Origin of the sequence: Enterococcus sp. DIV0294, assembly GCF_050558155.1 — a bacterium.
Taxonomy (GTDB): domain Bacteria; phylum Bacillota; class Bacilli; order Lactobacillales; family Enterococcaceae; genus Enterococcus; species Enterococcus faecalis.
Map to the genome: position 1 here is coordinate 1,116,167 of NZ_CP187889.1, position 15,320 is coordinate 1,131,486.

The 15,320-nt window shown below is 37.7% G+C and carries 12 protein-coding genes; 7 read left to right on the forward strand and 5 right to left on the reverse strand.

Going from position 1 to position 15,320, the window contains the following annotated elements; translation table 11 throughout:
* Positions 1–2: 2 nt before the first annotated feature.
* From IGJ20_RS05585 to IGJ20_RS05595, 3 genes are read left to right on the forward strand one after another with little or no spacing between them, the layout of a single operon-like run.
* The gene (locus tag IGJ20_RS05585) at positions 3–2,153 is read left to right on the forward strand and encodes a glycoside hydrolase family 3 N-terminal domain-containing protein (RefSeq protein WP_202522476.1); all 2,151 of its coding nucleotides are present in this window, start codon (positions 3–5) and stop codon (positions 2,151–2,153) included.
* A 17-nt stretch (positions 2,154–2,170) separates the two neighbouring features.
* Complete coding sequence (locus IGJ20_RS05590) at positions 2,171–5,446, forward strand: GH36-type glycosyl hydrolase domain-containing protein (RefSeq protein ID WP_202522477.1); 3,276 nt, start codon at positions 2,171–2,173, stop codon at positions 5,444–5,446.
* Between the two features lie 15 nt (positions 5,447–5,461).
* Positions 5,462–6,427, forward strand: a complete 966-nt coding sequence (locus IGJ20_RS05595; protein ID WP_002363772.1) for a LacI family DNA-binding transcriptional regulator — start codon at positions 5,462–5,464, stop codon at positions 6,425–6,427.
* 32 nt (positions 6,428–6,459) lie between these two features.
* On the opposite strand, the gene IGJ20_RS05600 is transcribed toward IGJ20_RS05595, so the two are convergent.
* On the reverse strand, positions 6,460–6,990 hold the full coding sequence (locus tag IGJ20_RS05600) for a DUF5067 domain-containing protein (RefSeq protein WP_002384665.1): 531 nt from the start codon (positions 6,988–6,990) through the stop codon (positions 6,460–6,462).
* A 270-nt stretch (positions 6,991–7,260) separates the two neighbouring features.
* Complete coding sequence (locus tag IGJ20_RS05605; protein WP_002366529.1) at positions 7,261–7,974, reverse strand: GntR family transcriptional regulator; 714 nt, start codon at positions 7,972–7,974, stop codon at positions 7,261–7,263.
* A 242-nt stretch (positions 7,975–8,216) separates the two neighbouring features.
* Between IGJ20_RS05605 and IGJ20_RS05610 the strand changes: the two genes are divergently transcribed.
* From IGJ20_RS05610 to IGJ20_RS05620, 3 genes are all read left to right on the forward strand, one after another.
* Positions 8,217–9,650, forward strand: a complete 1,434-nt coding sequence (locus tag IGJ20_RS05610; RefSeq protein WP_002375063.1) for a glycoside hydrolase family 1 protein — start codon at positions 8,217–8,219, stop codon at positions 9,648–9,650.
* Positions 9,651–9,674: 24 nt separating this feature from the next.
* Positions 9,675–10,724: an oxidoreductase gene (locus IGJ20_RS05615; protein ID WP_202522478.1), complete on the forward strand. Its 1,050-nt coding sequence runs from the start codon at positions 9,675–9,677 to the stop codon at positions 10,722–10,724.
* A gap of 473 nt (positions 10,725–11,197) precedes the next feature.
* Positions 11,198–11,656 carry a DUF441 domain-containing protein gene (locus IGJ20_RS05620; RefSeq protein ID WP_002357887.1) on the forward strand — a complete coding sequence of 153 codons (459 nt, stop codon included), beginning with the start codon at positions 11,198–11,200 and terminating at the stop codon, positions 11,654–11,656.
* A 38-nt stretch (positions 11,657–11,694) separates the two neighbouring features.
* Here the strand turns inward: IGJ20_RS05620 and IGJ20_RS05625 are convergent, their stop codons facing one another.
* The 3 genes from IGJ20_RS05625 to efbA form a co-directional block, all read right to left on the reverse strand.
* Positions 11,695–12,036, reverse strand: coding sequence for an iron-sulfur cluster biosynthesis family protein (locus IGJ20_RS05625; protein ID WP_002391631.1), 342 nt, complete (start codon positions 12,034–12,036; stop codon positions 11,695–11,697).
* A gap of 73 nt (positions 12,037–12,109) precedes the next feature.
* Positions 12,110–12,373, reverse strand: a complete 264-nt coding sequence (locus tag IGJ20_RS05630; protein WP_002381957.1) for a hypothetical protein — start codon at positions 12,371–12,373, stop codon at positions 12,110–12,112.
* A 155-nt stretch (positions 12,374–12,528) separates the two neighbouring features.
* Positions 12,529–14,241 (reverse strand): fibronectin-binding protein EfbA, encoded by a 1,713-nt coding sequence (gene efbA / locus IGJ20_RS05635; protein ID WP_430605266.1) that lies wholly within the window; start codon positions 14,239–14,241, stop codon positions 12,529–12,531.
* Positions 14,242–14,460: 219 nt separating this feature from the next.
* On the opposite strand from efbA, the gene IGJ20_RS05640 reads away from it, so the two are divergent.
* Positions 14,461–15,120 (forward strand): hypothetical protein, encoded by a 660-nt coding sequence (locus IGJ20_RS05640; protein WP_002386659.1) that lies wholly within the window; start codon positions 14,461–14,463, stop codon positions 15,118–15,120.
* The last annotated feature ends 200 nt before the right edge of the window (positions 15,121–15,320 follow it).

Below are 15,320 nucleotides of genomic sequence, written 5' to 3' on the forward strand. Positions count from 1 at the left end.
GTATGAAAGAAAATCAACTGATTCAATTAGTCGAAGAAATGACAATTGATGAGAAAATTAATCAATTATTACAATTAGCAGCAGCGTTTTATTCAGATAAAGCAGAAGAAAAGACCGGCCCTATGTCAGAGCTAGGACTAAGTCAAGAAACGATTGATACGGCGGGGACAACATTGGGTGTTTCTGGTGCAAATGAAGCAAAACGTGTTCAAAAAGAATATATGCAAAATCATCGATTAAATATTCCAACACTTTTAATGGCGGATATTATTCATGGTTTCAGAACCATCTTTCCGATTCCTTTGGCTTTAGGAAGCACTTGGGATGAAGCAGCGGTTGAAAAAATGGCGGAGATTTCAGCAAAAGAAGCTGCTGTTTCAGGATTACATGTAACCTTTTCACCAATGGTTGATTTAGTGCGCGATCCACGTTGGGGACGTGTCATGGAGTCAACAGGTGAAGATCCATTACTCAACAGTCGCTTAGCTGCTGCAATGGTTAGAGGTTACCAAGGAGAAAATTTAAAAGAGGACAATTGGCGAGTAGCCGCGTGCGTGAAGCACTTTGCGGCATATGGTGGTGCCTTAGCTGGTCGGGATTATAATACGGTAGATATGTCTGAACGGCAGCTAAGAGAAATGTATTTACCTGGCTATAAAGCTGGATTAGATGCGGGTGCAAAACTTGTCATGACGTCCTTCAATACAGTGGATGGGATTCCTGCTACAGGCAACCAATGGCTGTTTAGAGACGTATTACGAAATGAATTTGGCTTTGAAGGAGTTGTGATTTCAGACTGGGGAGCGATTAAAGAATTAATTCCTCATGGTGTTGCCAAAGATGAAAAACAGGCAGCAGAATTGGCTATCAAAGCTGGTGTAGATATTGAAATGATGACCACGTGTTATCCAGATTATTTAAAAGAATTACTTGAAGAAGGCCGGATTGCTGAAACACTTATTGATGAAGCAGTTATGCGAATTTTAAAACTAAAAAATGAGCTAGGCTTATTTGAAAATCCCTATCGTGGTGCGGATGAACAAGCGGAAGCAGAAGTGATTTTAAGCAAAGAACATCGAGAAATAGCTAAAAAGATTGCTCAAAAATCAATGGTTCTTTTAAAAAATGAAAATATTTTGCCTTTTACACCGCAAGAAAAAATCGCGCTTGTCGGTCCAGGGGCCCAATCACAAGATATTTTAGGGGCTTGGTCATGGCAAGGAAAGAAAGAAGAAGCCATTTCCCTCGTGGCTGGGGCCCAAAAATTAACCACAAATCTTCTAGTTGCCCAAGAACCCTTTGATTACTTTGAACCGACCGTGGCGGCCATTGAAGAGGCTTTAACGTTAGCTAGTCAAGCAGATAAAGTAGTAGTGGCACTAGGCGAAACAGATTGGATGAGTGGGGAAGCTGCCAGTCGCAGTGATATTCGTCTACCCGAAAAACAATTAGCAGTAGTGGCACAAATTATTGAGAAAAATCCCAATGTTGTTGTCACGGTCTACAGTGGTCGGCCCTTAGATTTACAAGGGATAGATGTTGCAAAAGGAATTGTGCAAGCTTGGCAACCTGGAACAGAAGGGGGCAATGCGCTAGCAGAAATTTTGTGGGGACAGTACAATCCAAGTGGTCGCTTAAGTATGTCGTTTCCAGAAACGGTTGGTCAAGTGCCAATTTTTTACAATGTCGACAATACTGGGCGTCCTTATGAGTCAGCACCAGAAGAAAAATATGTTTCTAAATATTTAGATATCTCTAATTACGCTAAATATCCCTTTGGATTTGGCTTAAGTTATAGTCATTTCTCTTATCAACCAATACAACTAAGTGCATTAACATTTACCAAAGAAGAACCAGTCACTGTCTCTGTTTTAGTAAAAAATGACAGTCCAATCGCTGGAGAGGAAACCGTGCAATTTTATGTACGTGATTTGGTGGGACAAGTGGTTCGCCCAATTAAAGAGTTAAAAGATTTCCAAAAAGTTTGGCTGGAACCAAAGGAAGAAAAAGAAGTTCAGTTTCTTCTTTCAGAGGATATGGTGCGCTATGTTCATTCAGACAATCAGGTAACCAGTGATGCAGGTGAATTTATCGTAATGATTGGTGGAAATAGTCGCGATGTACAAACCGCAACAGTCACGTTAAATGAATAAGATGGGAAGGATAAGTTATGCAGATAAAGAAGCTTAAGCAAGCAGACACAGTTGCTACATTTCTAGAGACAGGTGATTTAAAAGAATTGAATAGCTGTGGCATGATGATTAATCAATTAGAAGGTAATCCTTTAGACGGCAGTATGAACCAACTCTATTTGCGGATAATTACAGGGGACACAATTAATTATCGACCAATGATTGGTTCCAACAGTCAAAGTGATTTTTATCTTTCAGATAATCAATTGACATGGCGGGGTGAATTTGAAGCGGTTCGTTACCAAGTTGACTTTCGTTTGGGGCCAAGCAATCAATGGTTCTGGCGGGTTAATGTCACTGGAACTGGCTTAGTAGATATTGTTTATGGTCAAGATATTGGCTTAGCGACAAAAGGAGCCGTTCAGTCAAATGAAGCGTATGTGTCGCAGTATCTTGATCATCACATTTGGCAAGAGGGCGAAGAGCTTGTTGTTTTATCAAGACAAAATCAACCGCAAAATGAGAAGTTTCCAGCTCTTATTCAAGGGAGTTTTCAAAAATTAGCAGGCTACTCAACGGACGGCTATCAATTTTTTGGACGTTCATTTAAACAAACGAACACACCAGAAGCATTGGGAAAAAGATATTTAGCAAATGAAGTCTATCAATATGAATTTGCTTACACCGCTTTACAAACGGAAGCCGTCCAATTAACGAATGAAAGTAAGGAATTTGTTTTTTATGGTGCGGTAACAGAAACACATCCGCAAGCATTAGCTGAACCTTTTTTATCGAAAGAAGACTTACAAGCTATTTATGAAACTGTGACATTCGATTCATTAAAAGAAACACAGGACTTTCCTCCAAAACTTTTAGGAGAACCTATCACAGGAAATCCATTAACAGAAGAAGAGTTGGCCGCACTTTATCCCCTTCAGACACAAATTGAAAAAGTAGCAGGTCAGACGTATTCCTTTTTCACGGAAAATTACCATCATGTTGTTCTTCAAGAAAAAGAAATTGCCATGGAAAGAGCGCATGGCCACATTTTATTAAGTGGTAAAGACTTAACGGTTGACGAACCTTTGCTTAGTACGACAGCGTATATGTATGGCATTTTCAATTCACAAGTGGTTTTAGGAAATACAACCATGAACAAATTAATGAGTAATAGCCGAAACGCTTTAAACGTTATGAAACGCTCTGGTCAACGAATCTACATTTTAGAGAATGGCTTATGGCGCTTACTAACAATGCCTTCTGCTTTTGAAATGGGGTTGAACTCTGCTACGTGGTATTATAAGTTGTCAAAGGATACAATTCGGGTACGCACCTTCACTTCGCCTGATTCAAGAGTGATTCAATTGGAAGTGACCAGTCAAAAGGATGCGTATATGTGGGCTGTTTCTAACCATTTGTTATTAGGACCTGAAGAAGTCCCAACCTATCAATTAGAACAAACTGGCAAAACGCTTCGAGTGACGGGAAATCATTCTGCTACAGAAAATTATTACCCAGAACTAACCTATGCATTGACAGTTGATAAATCATTTCAAGTAACCGATAGCACATTATTTGGTGGAGCTGAAGCGGACTTATTAGTCTTGGCAATCGAAAAGACCCCAAAATTTTCACTACTTATTACGGGCAGCACAGAGGACCAAGCATTAGTCAATACACCATTAGATTTTGAAAAAGCAGAAAGTCAATATTTAGCATTCATTAATGGCTTGTTACATCATTTTGAGTTAACACACACAGACTCAAGTGTGCAGCAAATGAATCAATTAACTCGTTGGTATACTCATAATATGCTCGTTCATTATTTGTCGCCACATGGCTTAGAACAGTATGGTGGAGCAGCTTGGGGCACACGAGATGTGTCGCAAGGACCGACAGAATTTTTCTTTGCGACGCAACAGCCTAAGATCGTGGCCTCCATTATTCAGCATCTATTTGAAAATCAATTTGAGGACGATGGCAACTGGCCGCAATGGTTTATGTTTGACCGATACGAAGAACAAAAAGCCAGTGAAAGCCATGGCGATATTATCGTCTGGCCATTGAAAGTAGTGACTGATTATTTGGAACAAACCGCAGATTATTCAATCTTAGCTACGGAAATCCCTTATACAAGTCGCAAAGATAATCACAAAACAAAAGAAACAGCATCTTTATTTGAACATTTGAAAAAAGAAATAAATTATATTGAACAACATTTTTTACCAGAAACTTTTCTATCCTGTTACGGTGACGGCGATTGGGATGACACGTTACAACCTTATGATAATCGTCTTAAAGAGCAAATGGCTAGTAGTTGGACCGTTGCCTTAACGTATCAAGTATTGAAAAAATTTGCGGCTTTAATTACGGAAATCGATGCTACTTATAGTCAGCACTTAGCAATTTTAGTCGCAGGAATAAAGAACGATTTTCAAAAATATATGTTGGCGGATGAAACGATTCCAGGGTTTATTTATATGGAAACGCCAGAAACTTTTGAACAAATGATTCACCCAAATGACCAAAAAACAGGGATTCAATATCGATTATTGCCAATGACTCGTAGTATGTTAGCTGAATTATTAACACCGGAACAAGTAAGTCATAATTTAGAAATTATTGAAAAAGAATTAACGTTTCCTGATGGCGTGCGCTTAATGAACAAACCAGCGAACTATCGAGGCGGTGTGAGCACTAATTTTAAACGAGCAGAACAGGCGGCTAATTTTGGTCGCGAAATTGGTTTACAGTATGTTCATGCGCACATTCGCTATACAGAAGCGATGGCGAAAATTGGTCAGCGAGACAAAACCTGGCAAGCATTAATGCAAATCAATCCAGTTCAATTAAAAGAAGTGGTTCACAATGCAGAGTTACGCCAAGCCAATGCCTATTTTAGTAGTTCCGATGGCGATTTTAAAACAAGGTATGAATCACAAGAAAATTTTGGTAAACTAAAAGACGGAAGTATTGGGGTAAAAGGTGGTTGGCGAATTTATTCAAGCGGGCCGGGAATTTATTTAAATCAATTAATTACAGCTGTTTTAGGGATTCGGCAAAAGGCCCAAAGTGTGGTTTTCGACCCCATGTTACCAGAAAAATTGTCTGGTTTAACACTAACTTACCAATTGTTTGATAAACCTGTCACATATAAATTTTATCCAAATCAGTCAGCGAAAATAGTTATCGATGGTCAAGAAGTTCCGTTTAAGTTTGAAGAAAACCCTTATCGAGAAGGGGGAATGGAAGTTCAAAAAGACGAGGTACTTTCATTATTAAATGAAGCAAGTGTTATTGAAATTTACCATTAGAAAGGAGAGTAGTCCATGGTAGGAATTAAAGATATTGCAAAAAAAGCAGGCGTATCAATCTCGACCGTTTCTTACGCATTGAATGGTAGTTCAAAGGTAACTGAAGAAACACGAACGCGCATCCAAGCAATTGCTGAAGAGCTAAACTATGTTCCTAACATGGCCGCTCGCACATTAAAACGTCGTCAAACCAATATTATTGGTGTCTATTTGGCCGATTATGGCGGTAGTTTTTATGGTGAATTGTTGGAGGGGATTAAGAAAGGCTTAGCACTGTTTGATTATGAGATGATTGTCTGCAGCGGTAAAAAGTCACATCTTTTCATTCCTGAAAAAATGGTGGATGGGGCAATTATTTTAGATTGGACATTTCCAACAAAAGAAATTGAAAAGTTTGCTGAACGTGGTCATTCGATCGTTGTCCTTGATCGAACCACTGAGCATAGGAATATCCGGCAAGTTCTCTTGGATAATCGTGGCGGTGCCACGCAGGCAATTGAGCAATTTGTCAATGTGGGTTCAAAAAAGGTTCTTCTGCTTTCTGGACCAGAAAAAGGTTATGATAGCCAAGAACGATTGGCTGTTAGTACACGAGAATTAACTCGTTTTGGGATACCTTATGAAATTATCCAAGGCGATTTTACCGAACCTTCTGGCTATGCGGCTGCTAAAAAAATTTTGAGTCAACCACAGACAGAACCAGTCGATGTTTTTGCTTTTAATGATGAAATGGCGATCGGTGTCTATAAATATGTTGCAGAAACAAATTACCAAATGGGGAAAGACATTCGGATTATTGGTTTTGATAATTCTGAACTAGGTGCGTTTGTGCAACCGCGATTAGCAACAATTGCCTATTCTAAACATCGATGGGGCATGGTGGCTGCAGAGAAAATTATTCATTTAATGCGGGGAGAAGCTGCTGAGAGCGAACACATTTACACACGTTTTATAGAAGGAGAATCTTTTCCGTCTGAATAATAAATAAAAAGTTTGGTCCAATGCTAGCTAAGCTAGCGGACCAAACTTTTTTCTGTAATGGTAATTTCTTCTGATGCAATGGGTTCATCCAGACTGAGAAGGCGATCTCTAAATTTAAAATGGACCGGCTTATTCTCATTAATAAATTCATACGGGTAAGCACCTTGGATTGTTTCACCAGGATTGATTTCATCTGCTAAACGATCTAATTTGTCTTGGAAAGGTGAATCTGTTAAGACTGCATATTGTAAATTTTGGGCTTTTCCGTGGACAGTTTGACTAACTTCCATAAAACTTTGAATCATTAGCTGAATATTTTGTGTTTTTTCGGTTGTATTGGTTAATTCAAACAGGACATAAAACATTGGTTTGCCTTGATAATCTTTTCCTTTATGCAAGGCAGTTAAGGCTAAACGACCATCTGGAACCAACAGTGTTCGATTTTCATACGTCCCAATACTTGTCGCCAACACTTCATCAGGTGCGGGCGCACTTTGACTTGCTGGGCTGCCACTTACAGTTGAACAAGCACTTAATAAGGTACTTAGAACGAGTAAGCTCATTAAAATGTAGGGTTTCCTCATATAAAGTCCTCACTTTGGTTGATTGACTATGTAAAAAACAAATTGCTTGTATCTATATAAAAAAGAGTGCTACAAGCAATATTTTAATCGTAGTTCTAGTAAATAGCAATACTTTTATCAAAATTCATGTTTGGAAATATAATATGAAAAATATTTTTAACTAACAGAAAAACATTTCTAACAAAAAGTATTAGCTCAAAGTAAAGAGATCATTTTGTTAGAAATGAGAAATGGCAACATAAAAGTTTTCTATTTTTCTGCAATTAAAACAGTTTCGAAGGTGAATTCACTAGGAATATGATTCGCAATTGAGTATTCAAAAATATGCCCATTGCCTAGGTAAGCAATTTGTTCTGCACGCATCAGAAAATCATTATCGGTTAAGTTTAAATATTTTTTTTCCAAAGCAGAAGGACGGATCCCAGAAATGCTGACCCGCGCACTTTGAATTTTTTGATGCAATTGTTCCGAAATATATTGATAAATGGAGACTTTCAATTCTTTCATTGTCAAGTTCGGAATTAAAGCAACGGGCATCCAAGTGTATTCAATAATTGAGGGCACATCTTCGATAATCCGTAAACGAATAATTTTGTAGACTAACTCTTCTTCTGTAATACTTAATTTTTCAGTCACCCAAGGCTCAGGTACTTCTGTTGCAAAGCCTAAAACCACGGATTCAACTTTTCCATCGTAGGTTGAGTAAGTGCCGGTTAACGGAGAAAATTTAGTAATGGTTCGATTTTGAAAGTCTTGAACAAAGCTGCCCGAGCCACGTCGTCTGACAACATAACCTTCTTGCACAAGCAAATGTAAGGCTTTTGTAATGGTTAGTTCGCTGACCTGATATTTTTCTGCAAGAAGACGACCTTGGGGTAACTTTTGATTAATTGGATAAACACCTGCTTCAATATCCTGTTTTATAGCTGCATAAATTTCTTTATAACGTGTATTTGTCCGCATCAGAGTCCTCCTTTATCACCAGTATTTCTCTCATTATACCATGAATTTAACGTGTTAAAACTATATATTTATTTTTAACGTAACCATTTAATAATCAAGTACTTAAATAAAAGTAGTTGACTTATCCTTTTTAAAACTATATAGTTTTAAAAGTAAACAGAAGAACTTATTGATCTGATTGGTACTTTTTGTGAAAACCTTTTACAATAAAAGGGCAGCACAGAAAAGAGGGAGGAATGACAATGGAACATCACCAACTAAAAGCATTTCCGCAAGATTTTTTATGGGGCTCTGCTTCGGCAGCTTATCAAGTAGAAGGTGCTTGGAATGAAGACGGCAAAGGCGCATCTGTTTGGGATGAATTTGTTCGGCTACCAGGAAAAACGTTCAAAGAGACAACTGGTGATTTAGCCGTCGATCATTATCATCGTTTCAAAGAAGATGTGGCTTTAATGAAACAACAAGGTTTAAAAGCATATCGTTTCTCGATTGCATGGACACGAATTTTACCTGAAGGGCGTGGTCAAGTAAATCAAGCGGGACTGAAATTTTATTCAGATTTAATTGATGAGTTATTAGCGGCAGGAATTGAACCAATGGTAACTTTATATCATTGGGATTTGCCAGCTGTTTTGCAAAAAGAATATGGTGGCTGGGAATCAAGAAAAATTATTGCTGATTTTGTGGCCTATGCGAAAATTTTATTTGACGCTTTCCGTGGCAAAGTTCGCTATTGGATTAGTTTAAATGAACAAAATGTGTTTACTTCGTTAGGTTATCAATTAGCCGTGCATCCTCCCGGCGTAACAGACAATAAACGGATGTATGAGGCCAATCATATTGCTAATTTAGCCAATGCAGCAGTGATTAATGCGTTTCATGAATTAGAAATGCCTGGCAAAATTGGCCCTAGCTTTGCTTATACGCCTGTTTATGCCGTTGATGCGCATCCTGCCAATGTTTTAGCGGCAGAAAATGCAGAAGATTTGTTGTCGCATTTTTGGTTAGATGTCTATCTTTGGGGAGAATACCCAATTGCCGCATTAAATTACTTACAGGAGCAAGGTGTGGCCCCAACGATAAAAGAGGGCGATTTAGCGTTACTACGTTCAGCCAAACCTGATTTTCTAGGTATTAATTATTATCGGACGGATACGGTTGCTGCTAATCCATTAGATGGCGTCGGAATAGGGAAGATGAATACAACGGGTGAAAAGGGTTCTGAAACGGAATCTGGGGTACCGGGTTTATTTAAAAAAGTAAATAATCCATATGTTGAACGGACGAACTGGGATTGGGCCATTGACCCGCAAGGTTTGAGAATTGCCTTACGACGATTAGCTAGTCGCTATCAAGTGCCTATTTTAATTACTGAAAATGGGTTAGGCGAATATGATACCTTAACAGAAGATAAACAAATTCATGATACGTATCGCATTGATTATTTGCGAAGCCATATCCAAGCGATTCAAGAGGCAATTACGGATGGCGTTTCAGTTATTGGTTATTGTACATGGAGTTACACCGATTTACTGTCGTGGCTTAACGGCTATCAAAAGCGTTATGGTTTTGTCTATGTGGATCAAGATGAAACACAAAAAGGTTCCTTAGAAAGAATCCCGAAAGACAGTTATTATTGGTATCAAAAAGTCATTGAAACAAATGGACTAATCTAATTATAAGAAAAGAGTGTGGAAAATATGACAGTAAAAATGGGGTTTATTGGATTTGGTAAAAGTGCCAATCGTTACCATTTACCTTACGTAATGATTCGAAAAACACTAGAAGTGAAAACAATTTTCGATTTACATGTTAATGAAAAAGCAGCAGCGCCCTTTAAAGAAAAAGGCGTAAATTTTACCACTGACCTTAATGAATTATTGACGGATCCAGAAATTGAATTGATCACAATCTGTACGCCTGCGCATACACATTATGATTTAGCCAAACAAGCCATTTTAGCTGGTAAATCAGTGATTGTGGAAAAACCATTTTGTGATACGTTAGAACATGCAGAGGAATTATTTGCTTTAGGGCAAGAAAAAGGGGTAGTAGTGATGCCTTATCAAAATCGACGTTTCGACGGCGATTACCTAGCGATGAAGCAAGTAGTAGAGCAAGGCTTTTTAGGAGAAATCAATGAAGTGGAAACGCATATTGATTATTATCGACTAGGAAGTATCACGGAACAAGGACCTAAAGAAAATGGTTCGTTTTACGGACTAGGCATTCATTTAATGGATCGCATGATTGCTCTTTTCGGGCGTCCAGATCAAGTCACTTATGATATTCGTAATAATGAAGTGAGCGAGGCAGTCGATAATTATTTTGACGTTGATTTACATTATGGTTCAAAATTAAAAGTAAAAGTTAAAACGAATCATTCTGTCGCTAGTCCGTATCCACGTTTTATTGTTCATGGCAGCAATGGCTCGTTCATCAAATATGGCGAAGATCAACAAGAAAATGATTTAAAAGCCGGAATCATGCCGGATGCACCAGGCTTTGGAGAAGATTCACCAATGTATTATGGAGAAGTGACCTACCGTAATGGCAATGGCGACTGGATTAAAAAACAAATTAAAACGCCTGTAGGTGATTACGGTCGTTATTATGATGCCGTTTATGAAACGTTGAAAAATGGTGCACCGCAACTAGTAACTGAAGAGCAAGCATTAACTAACATCGAAATTTTAGAAGCAGGTTTTCTTAACCCAAGTCCAAGTGTTTATCATTTGAAAGAAAACTAAAGCGTATTTAAATGACTTGAAAAGCGCCTGCCCTACAGTCCAGACAACTGTGAGGCAGGCGCTTTTATTTATAAAGAGTTGTGAATTTTAATATAAGAAACGTATATTGTTAGTAAAAATAAAAAAAGGAAAGACATCTTAGTAGCACTACTTCCCCAAGAATTGCTACTAAAATGTCTTTTGTGATGCTCGCTCAATTGAAGAGCCTTAAATAGGATATCGAATATCCAGTATAAATGCAAGTAAACTACTTTATAGTTAATATTAGTATACTTCATAAAATAATTTTTCAAAGAGAAAAAGGCTTGTTATGAGAAAAAATTAATTTTTAACTCGTTTTTTCTAAGCAAGATTCAGGTGAAAAAGACAATAATTACTGAAGCTGAATGGTAATTAAAGAGGTTCTTTGCTAAAATAGGAAAGACAAGAAAGTTTGGTTAACGAAAGAACCAAATCAGAAAGGAGGACAACCAGTGGAAAGTTGGCTTTTTTTACTACTGATTGCCTTGATTGCGTTTGTTGCAAAAAATCAAAGTTTATTAATTGCGTCAGTTGTTGTGCTTGCTTTAAAAGCTTTACCAAATAGTGCGAAAATCATGTCGTGGTTGTCAGATAAAGGCATTAATTTAGGCGTCACAATTATTTCAATTACCATTTTAGTCCCGATTGCTACAGGACAAATTGGTTTAAAGGATTTAATCCAATCATTCAAAACACCGATGGGATGGCTGGGGATACTTTGTGGAATTCTGGTGGCTGTTTTATCCTCAAAAGGAGTAGGTTTAATTAATCAATCGCCTGAGATTACGGTGGCCTTAGTTTTTGGAACGATTCTTGGCGTCGTTTTTTTAAAAGGAATTGCAGCTGGTCCGATTATTGCATCGGGCATGATGTATGTAATCATTACTACCTTTCAAGCCTTTCAACACTAAAAAAGCAAACAAAACGCGTAAACGTTTTGTTTGCTTTTTTAGTGTTGATAAATGTCCACATTACTATCTAATATGCCACTTTCATTTTTTAAAGTAATGGTTCCCGCATTCGGATGAATCACTAGCTGTAAATGCCCTGTTAAAAACATTTGGTCATACGTCGAAGTATAGACATGAAAAGAATCATTAGCAATTGTTTCGGTATAAGGCGCTTCTGCTTGATCAACAGGAACGATAATGAAACGATCGCCAATCATACAACAACCTTCTGCGGAAGAATAAGGATTAGAGCCGTCATTTGCTACCAATAAGAAGGTGTTCGTTTCAGTTAAGAAAGGGGCTAAACGTTGTTTTACTTCTTCAGAAATAGTCAGAGACATTTGCCTCACTCCTTTAAATAGTATGTAAAAGGAAGAGGGTAGCTTGTCGCTATGCCGCTCTTCAAAGGTTTTGTTATTTGCTTGTTTCTTTACTGCTTTTTTTGAAAAGAGCAATAGAAAAGGCGACAACTAAGACAACTGTTGCAGCTAAAACAAATGGATTTTTTGTTGCTGATGTGAACCCTAGGACTGTTGAACCAATCGCACCTACGTAAGATAAAATAATCGCTGCTTTCTTTGGTGTTGAAAGTTCTGTAAAGCTATCGCGGAAGGCGACACCTAAACCTAAAGCGCCAATAAAGGCAAACATCCCAAAAATAATGTGTAAAAAGACCATGAATTTCACCTCCAACAGTCAGTATAGAGAGAAATAGCTAGTTTGTAAACTAATTGAGCTTACTTGTGTTATTTATCACTTGATAAATGTCTTTGCCAATGCAAAAAAACAACGTACAATCAATCGGCAGTACGTTGTTTTTTAGTTTAATATAATTAGGAAGCAGAAGCCTTATTTTGCTGGATTTTTTTGATCGATTCTTCTGTTGGCGTCACATATAACGTTCGTTGGTTTTCATAAATCACATAACCTGGTTTTGCTCCATTGGGTTTATGCACATGTTTTACTTGGACATAGTCAACAGGCACTTGTGAAGAAAGTCGATATTTTGAAAAATAAGCTGCTAGAAGTGCGGCTTCAGTAAGGGTTTCTTCGCTAGGATGTGCGTCACGAATAATTACATGAGATCCAGGAATATCTTTGGCATGGAGCCAATAATCAGTTTTTTTAGCGGTTCGTAAAGTCAATTGATCATTTTGCAAATTGTTTTTTCCAACGAGAATAGGTGTGCTATCTGTGGCATAAAAAAGATCGGGTTGGCTTTTTTTCGGCTGTTTTTGTTTTTTATTTTTTTTACGTTTTAAATAGCCTTGCTCAATCAGTTCTTCACGAATCACTTCAATGTCCATTGGTGTCGCAATTTCAAGTTGTGCCACAACTGACTCTAAATAAGAAATTTCTTGTTGCGTTTGCTGAATTTGTGTCTTAACAACTCGGACAGCATTTTTCAATTTTTGATATTTTTGAAAATATTTTTGTGCATTTTGATTAGGTGAAAGTGCAGGATTTAGCGAGATACGCAACGGTGCATTTTCTTCATAATAATTTGGTAATTCCACCTCGGTGGCTCCTTTTGGGACTTGTGCCATGAAGGTTGTTAATAGTTCTCCGTCGCGACGGTAATTTTCAGCGTTTTCTGTATCGGCTAAGGTTTGTTGTAATTTTTTAAGTTTCTTTTGATTTCTTTTTAGTTCATTTTCAATTTTGCGAATTAGTTCGCCGCCTTGTTGTTTGACACGGTCTTTCTCTGCTTTACCAGAATAAAAGGCATCTAGTAATTCACTGAGTGTCGCATACGTTGTTTGTTCACCAACTAATGATTGATAAGGAATGGGCGTAAAATATTCCTTTTTTTCAGTGATAGTTAATGTCGGTACAACAGCTTCAGTGACTGAGGACCAAAATTCCGTCCAGATGGCCATTTTTTCATTTGGTTGTGCAAGTAAACGGGCACTTAATTCGTCTGCTGTATCTTTGCCTAGACCTTGGAAATGTTGTTGTAAATAGCGTCCGTTTAATTCAGGAGCTGTAGAAAGAAGCGCAAAGACTTCTTCTTTTGTGGCCGTGAGCGGATTAAGTCCCATTGGTTTTGGCGTTTCAATATAAGTTGCTCCAGGAAGCAACGAACGATAACTATTTTGGCTCATTCCAATGTGTTTTATCGCATCTAAGATTTTTCCAGAAGATTGGTTAACTAAAACGATTGTACTGTGACGTCCCATTAATTCAACAATCAAAACAATATTTTGTAAGTCACCTAGTTCATCTCTTTTTGAAAAGGTGAAGTGAATCACGCGATCATTTTCTATTTGTTGAATCGTTTCTAAAATGGCACCGTCCAGAAATTTTCGTAACATCATCACAAAATTAGGAGGTGTTTCCGGATTGCTATAGGTAATTGTAGATAGTTGTATGCGCGCATAACTAGGATGTGCTGATAATAATAATTTATGGTTTTTACCTTTCGCACGAATGACTAAAACGACTTCGTTTTCATAAGGCTGATGGATTTTTGAAATCCGGCCACTTACGAGTGTTTCTGTCAACTCATGAACCATGCTATGAGTAAATACGCCATCAAATGACATAATAAATCCCTCGTTTCTTTCCGACTAATAGCTTTATTATAGCGGAGTTTTTGAATTTAAGAAAGAAGCTTGTTAAAAAGGAGTTGGGTTTTCCTTAGAAAGCTGGGGAAGTTTGCTGGTTTTTTTAGTAATTAAAGCGCAAGGGTAGGCAAGAAAGAAAATGATTAGTATAATAGATAAGAACTAAAAGCGAGGAGCGATTAGAAGTTGAATAATTTTATGGAAGAACTAAAAGAGGCACTTTATGAATTAAGACAAAGAAAACTGTTAATGATTACCGCTATTGTAGCATTAGTATTAATAATTGGCTCAATCATTTTTATTCCAACGATGCAAAAAAATATTCGAGCTGCTCAAGTTGAATCGTTAGTCGCAGGACCCATCAAATCAGAGAAAGTCAGTGTCTTAGATTACAAAACAGCAGACAAGAAAATCCAAGAAACAGGAGCCATGTCAGTCATGTTTGCTAAACCATCTGGCAAGCAATACGATCAAATGGTGAAGCTGTTTAATTCAGATAAAATGAATGAATTTCATCGTTCGCTGTATATCTATCCGTTAATTTATAATGCTGGCAAAGCACAAGAGCAATACAATGTTAGCGGCGATGAGATCACGCTTGTTTTCTTTGAAAACGGCAAAGAAAAGACACGGACGGTTGTCGAAAAATCTATGGATTTAAAAACACAATTAATACCAGAATTAAATCGATTACCGATGGCTGGCGTTTTGAAAGACCAACAAAAGGCAGCCCAAGAAGCTGAAAAAGAAGCAGCAAAGACCGCTGAAACACAGACGACGACCAGCACGACTGGCGTTGCTCAATCTACTGAAACGACGACAGAAAGCACTGATACAGTACCTGAAACTGGTGAATAATAGCTAGCTATGTTAAACTTAGATTGTAGAAAGTTTTAAGGAATTAGAAAGAGGGGATTTTCGATGGCATTAGTAATTTCAATGACGATTTTAGTAAGTTTATGGCTGATTCAATCGCAAAAACAAGCAGTTAAAGTTCCCGTGAAAATTGAAAGAAACCGAAACAATTAAGTGGTAAATATGCTGAAATAAAGAAAAAC

Bases quoted from the DNA above. Each gene is read 5' to 3' on its own strand.
- IGJ20_RS05600 (WP_002384665.1), bottom strand. From the start codon at position 6,990: ATGAGCTTACTCGTTCTAAGTACCTTATTAAGTGCTTGTTCAACTGTA.
- IGJ20_RS05625 (WP_002391631.1), bottom strand. From the start codon at position 12,036: ATGTCTCTGACTATTTCTGAAGAAGTAAAACAACGTTTAGCCCCTTTC.
- IGJ20_RS05590 (WP_202522477.1), top strand. From the start codon at position 2,171: ATGCAGATAAAGAAGCTTAAGCAAGCAGACACAGTTGCTACATTTCTA.
- IGJ20_RS05595 (WP_002363772.1), top strand. From the start codon at position 5,462: ATGGTAGGAATTAAAGATATTGCAAAAAAAGCAGGCGTATCAATCTCG.
- IGJ20_RS05585 (WP_202522476.1), top strand. From the start codon at position 3: ATGAAAGAAAATCAACTGATTCAATTAGTCGAAGAAATGACAATTGAT.
- IGJ20_RS05605 (WP_002366529.1), bottom strand. From the start codon at position 7,974: ATGCGGACAAATACACGTTATAAAGAAATTTATGCAGCTATAAAACAG.
- IGJ20_RS05640 (WP_002386659.1), top strand. From the start codon at position 14,461: ATGGAAGAACTAAAAGAGGCACTTTATGAATTAAGACAAAGAAAACTG.
- IGJ20_RS05610 (WP_002375063.1), top strand. From the start codon at position 8,217: ATGGAACATCACCAACTAAAAGCATTTCCGCAAGATTTTTTATGGGGC.
- IGJ20_RS05615 (WP_202522478.1), top strand. From the start codon at position 9,675: ATGACAGTAAAAATGGGGTTTATTGGATTTGGTAAAAGTGCCAATCGT.
- efbA (WP_430605266.1), bottom strand. From the start codon at position 14,241: ATGTCATTTGATGGCGTATTTACTCATAGCATGGTTCATGAGTTGACA.
- IGJ20_RS05630 (WP_002381957.1), bottom strand. From the start codon at position 12,373: ATGGTCTTTTTACACATTATTTTTGGGATGTTTGCCTTTATTGGCGCT.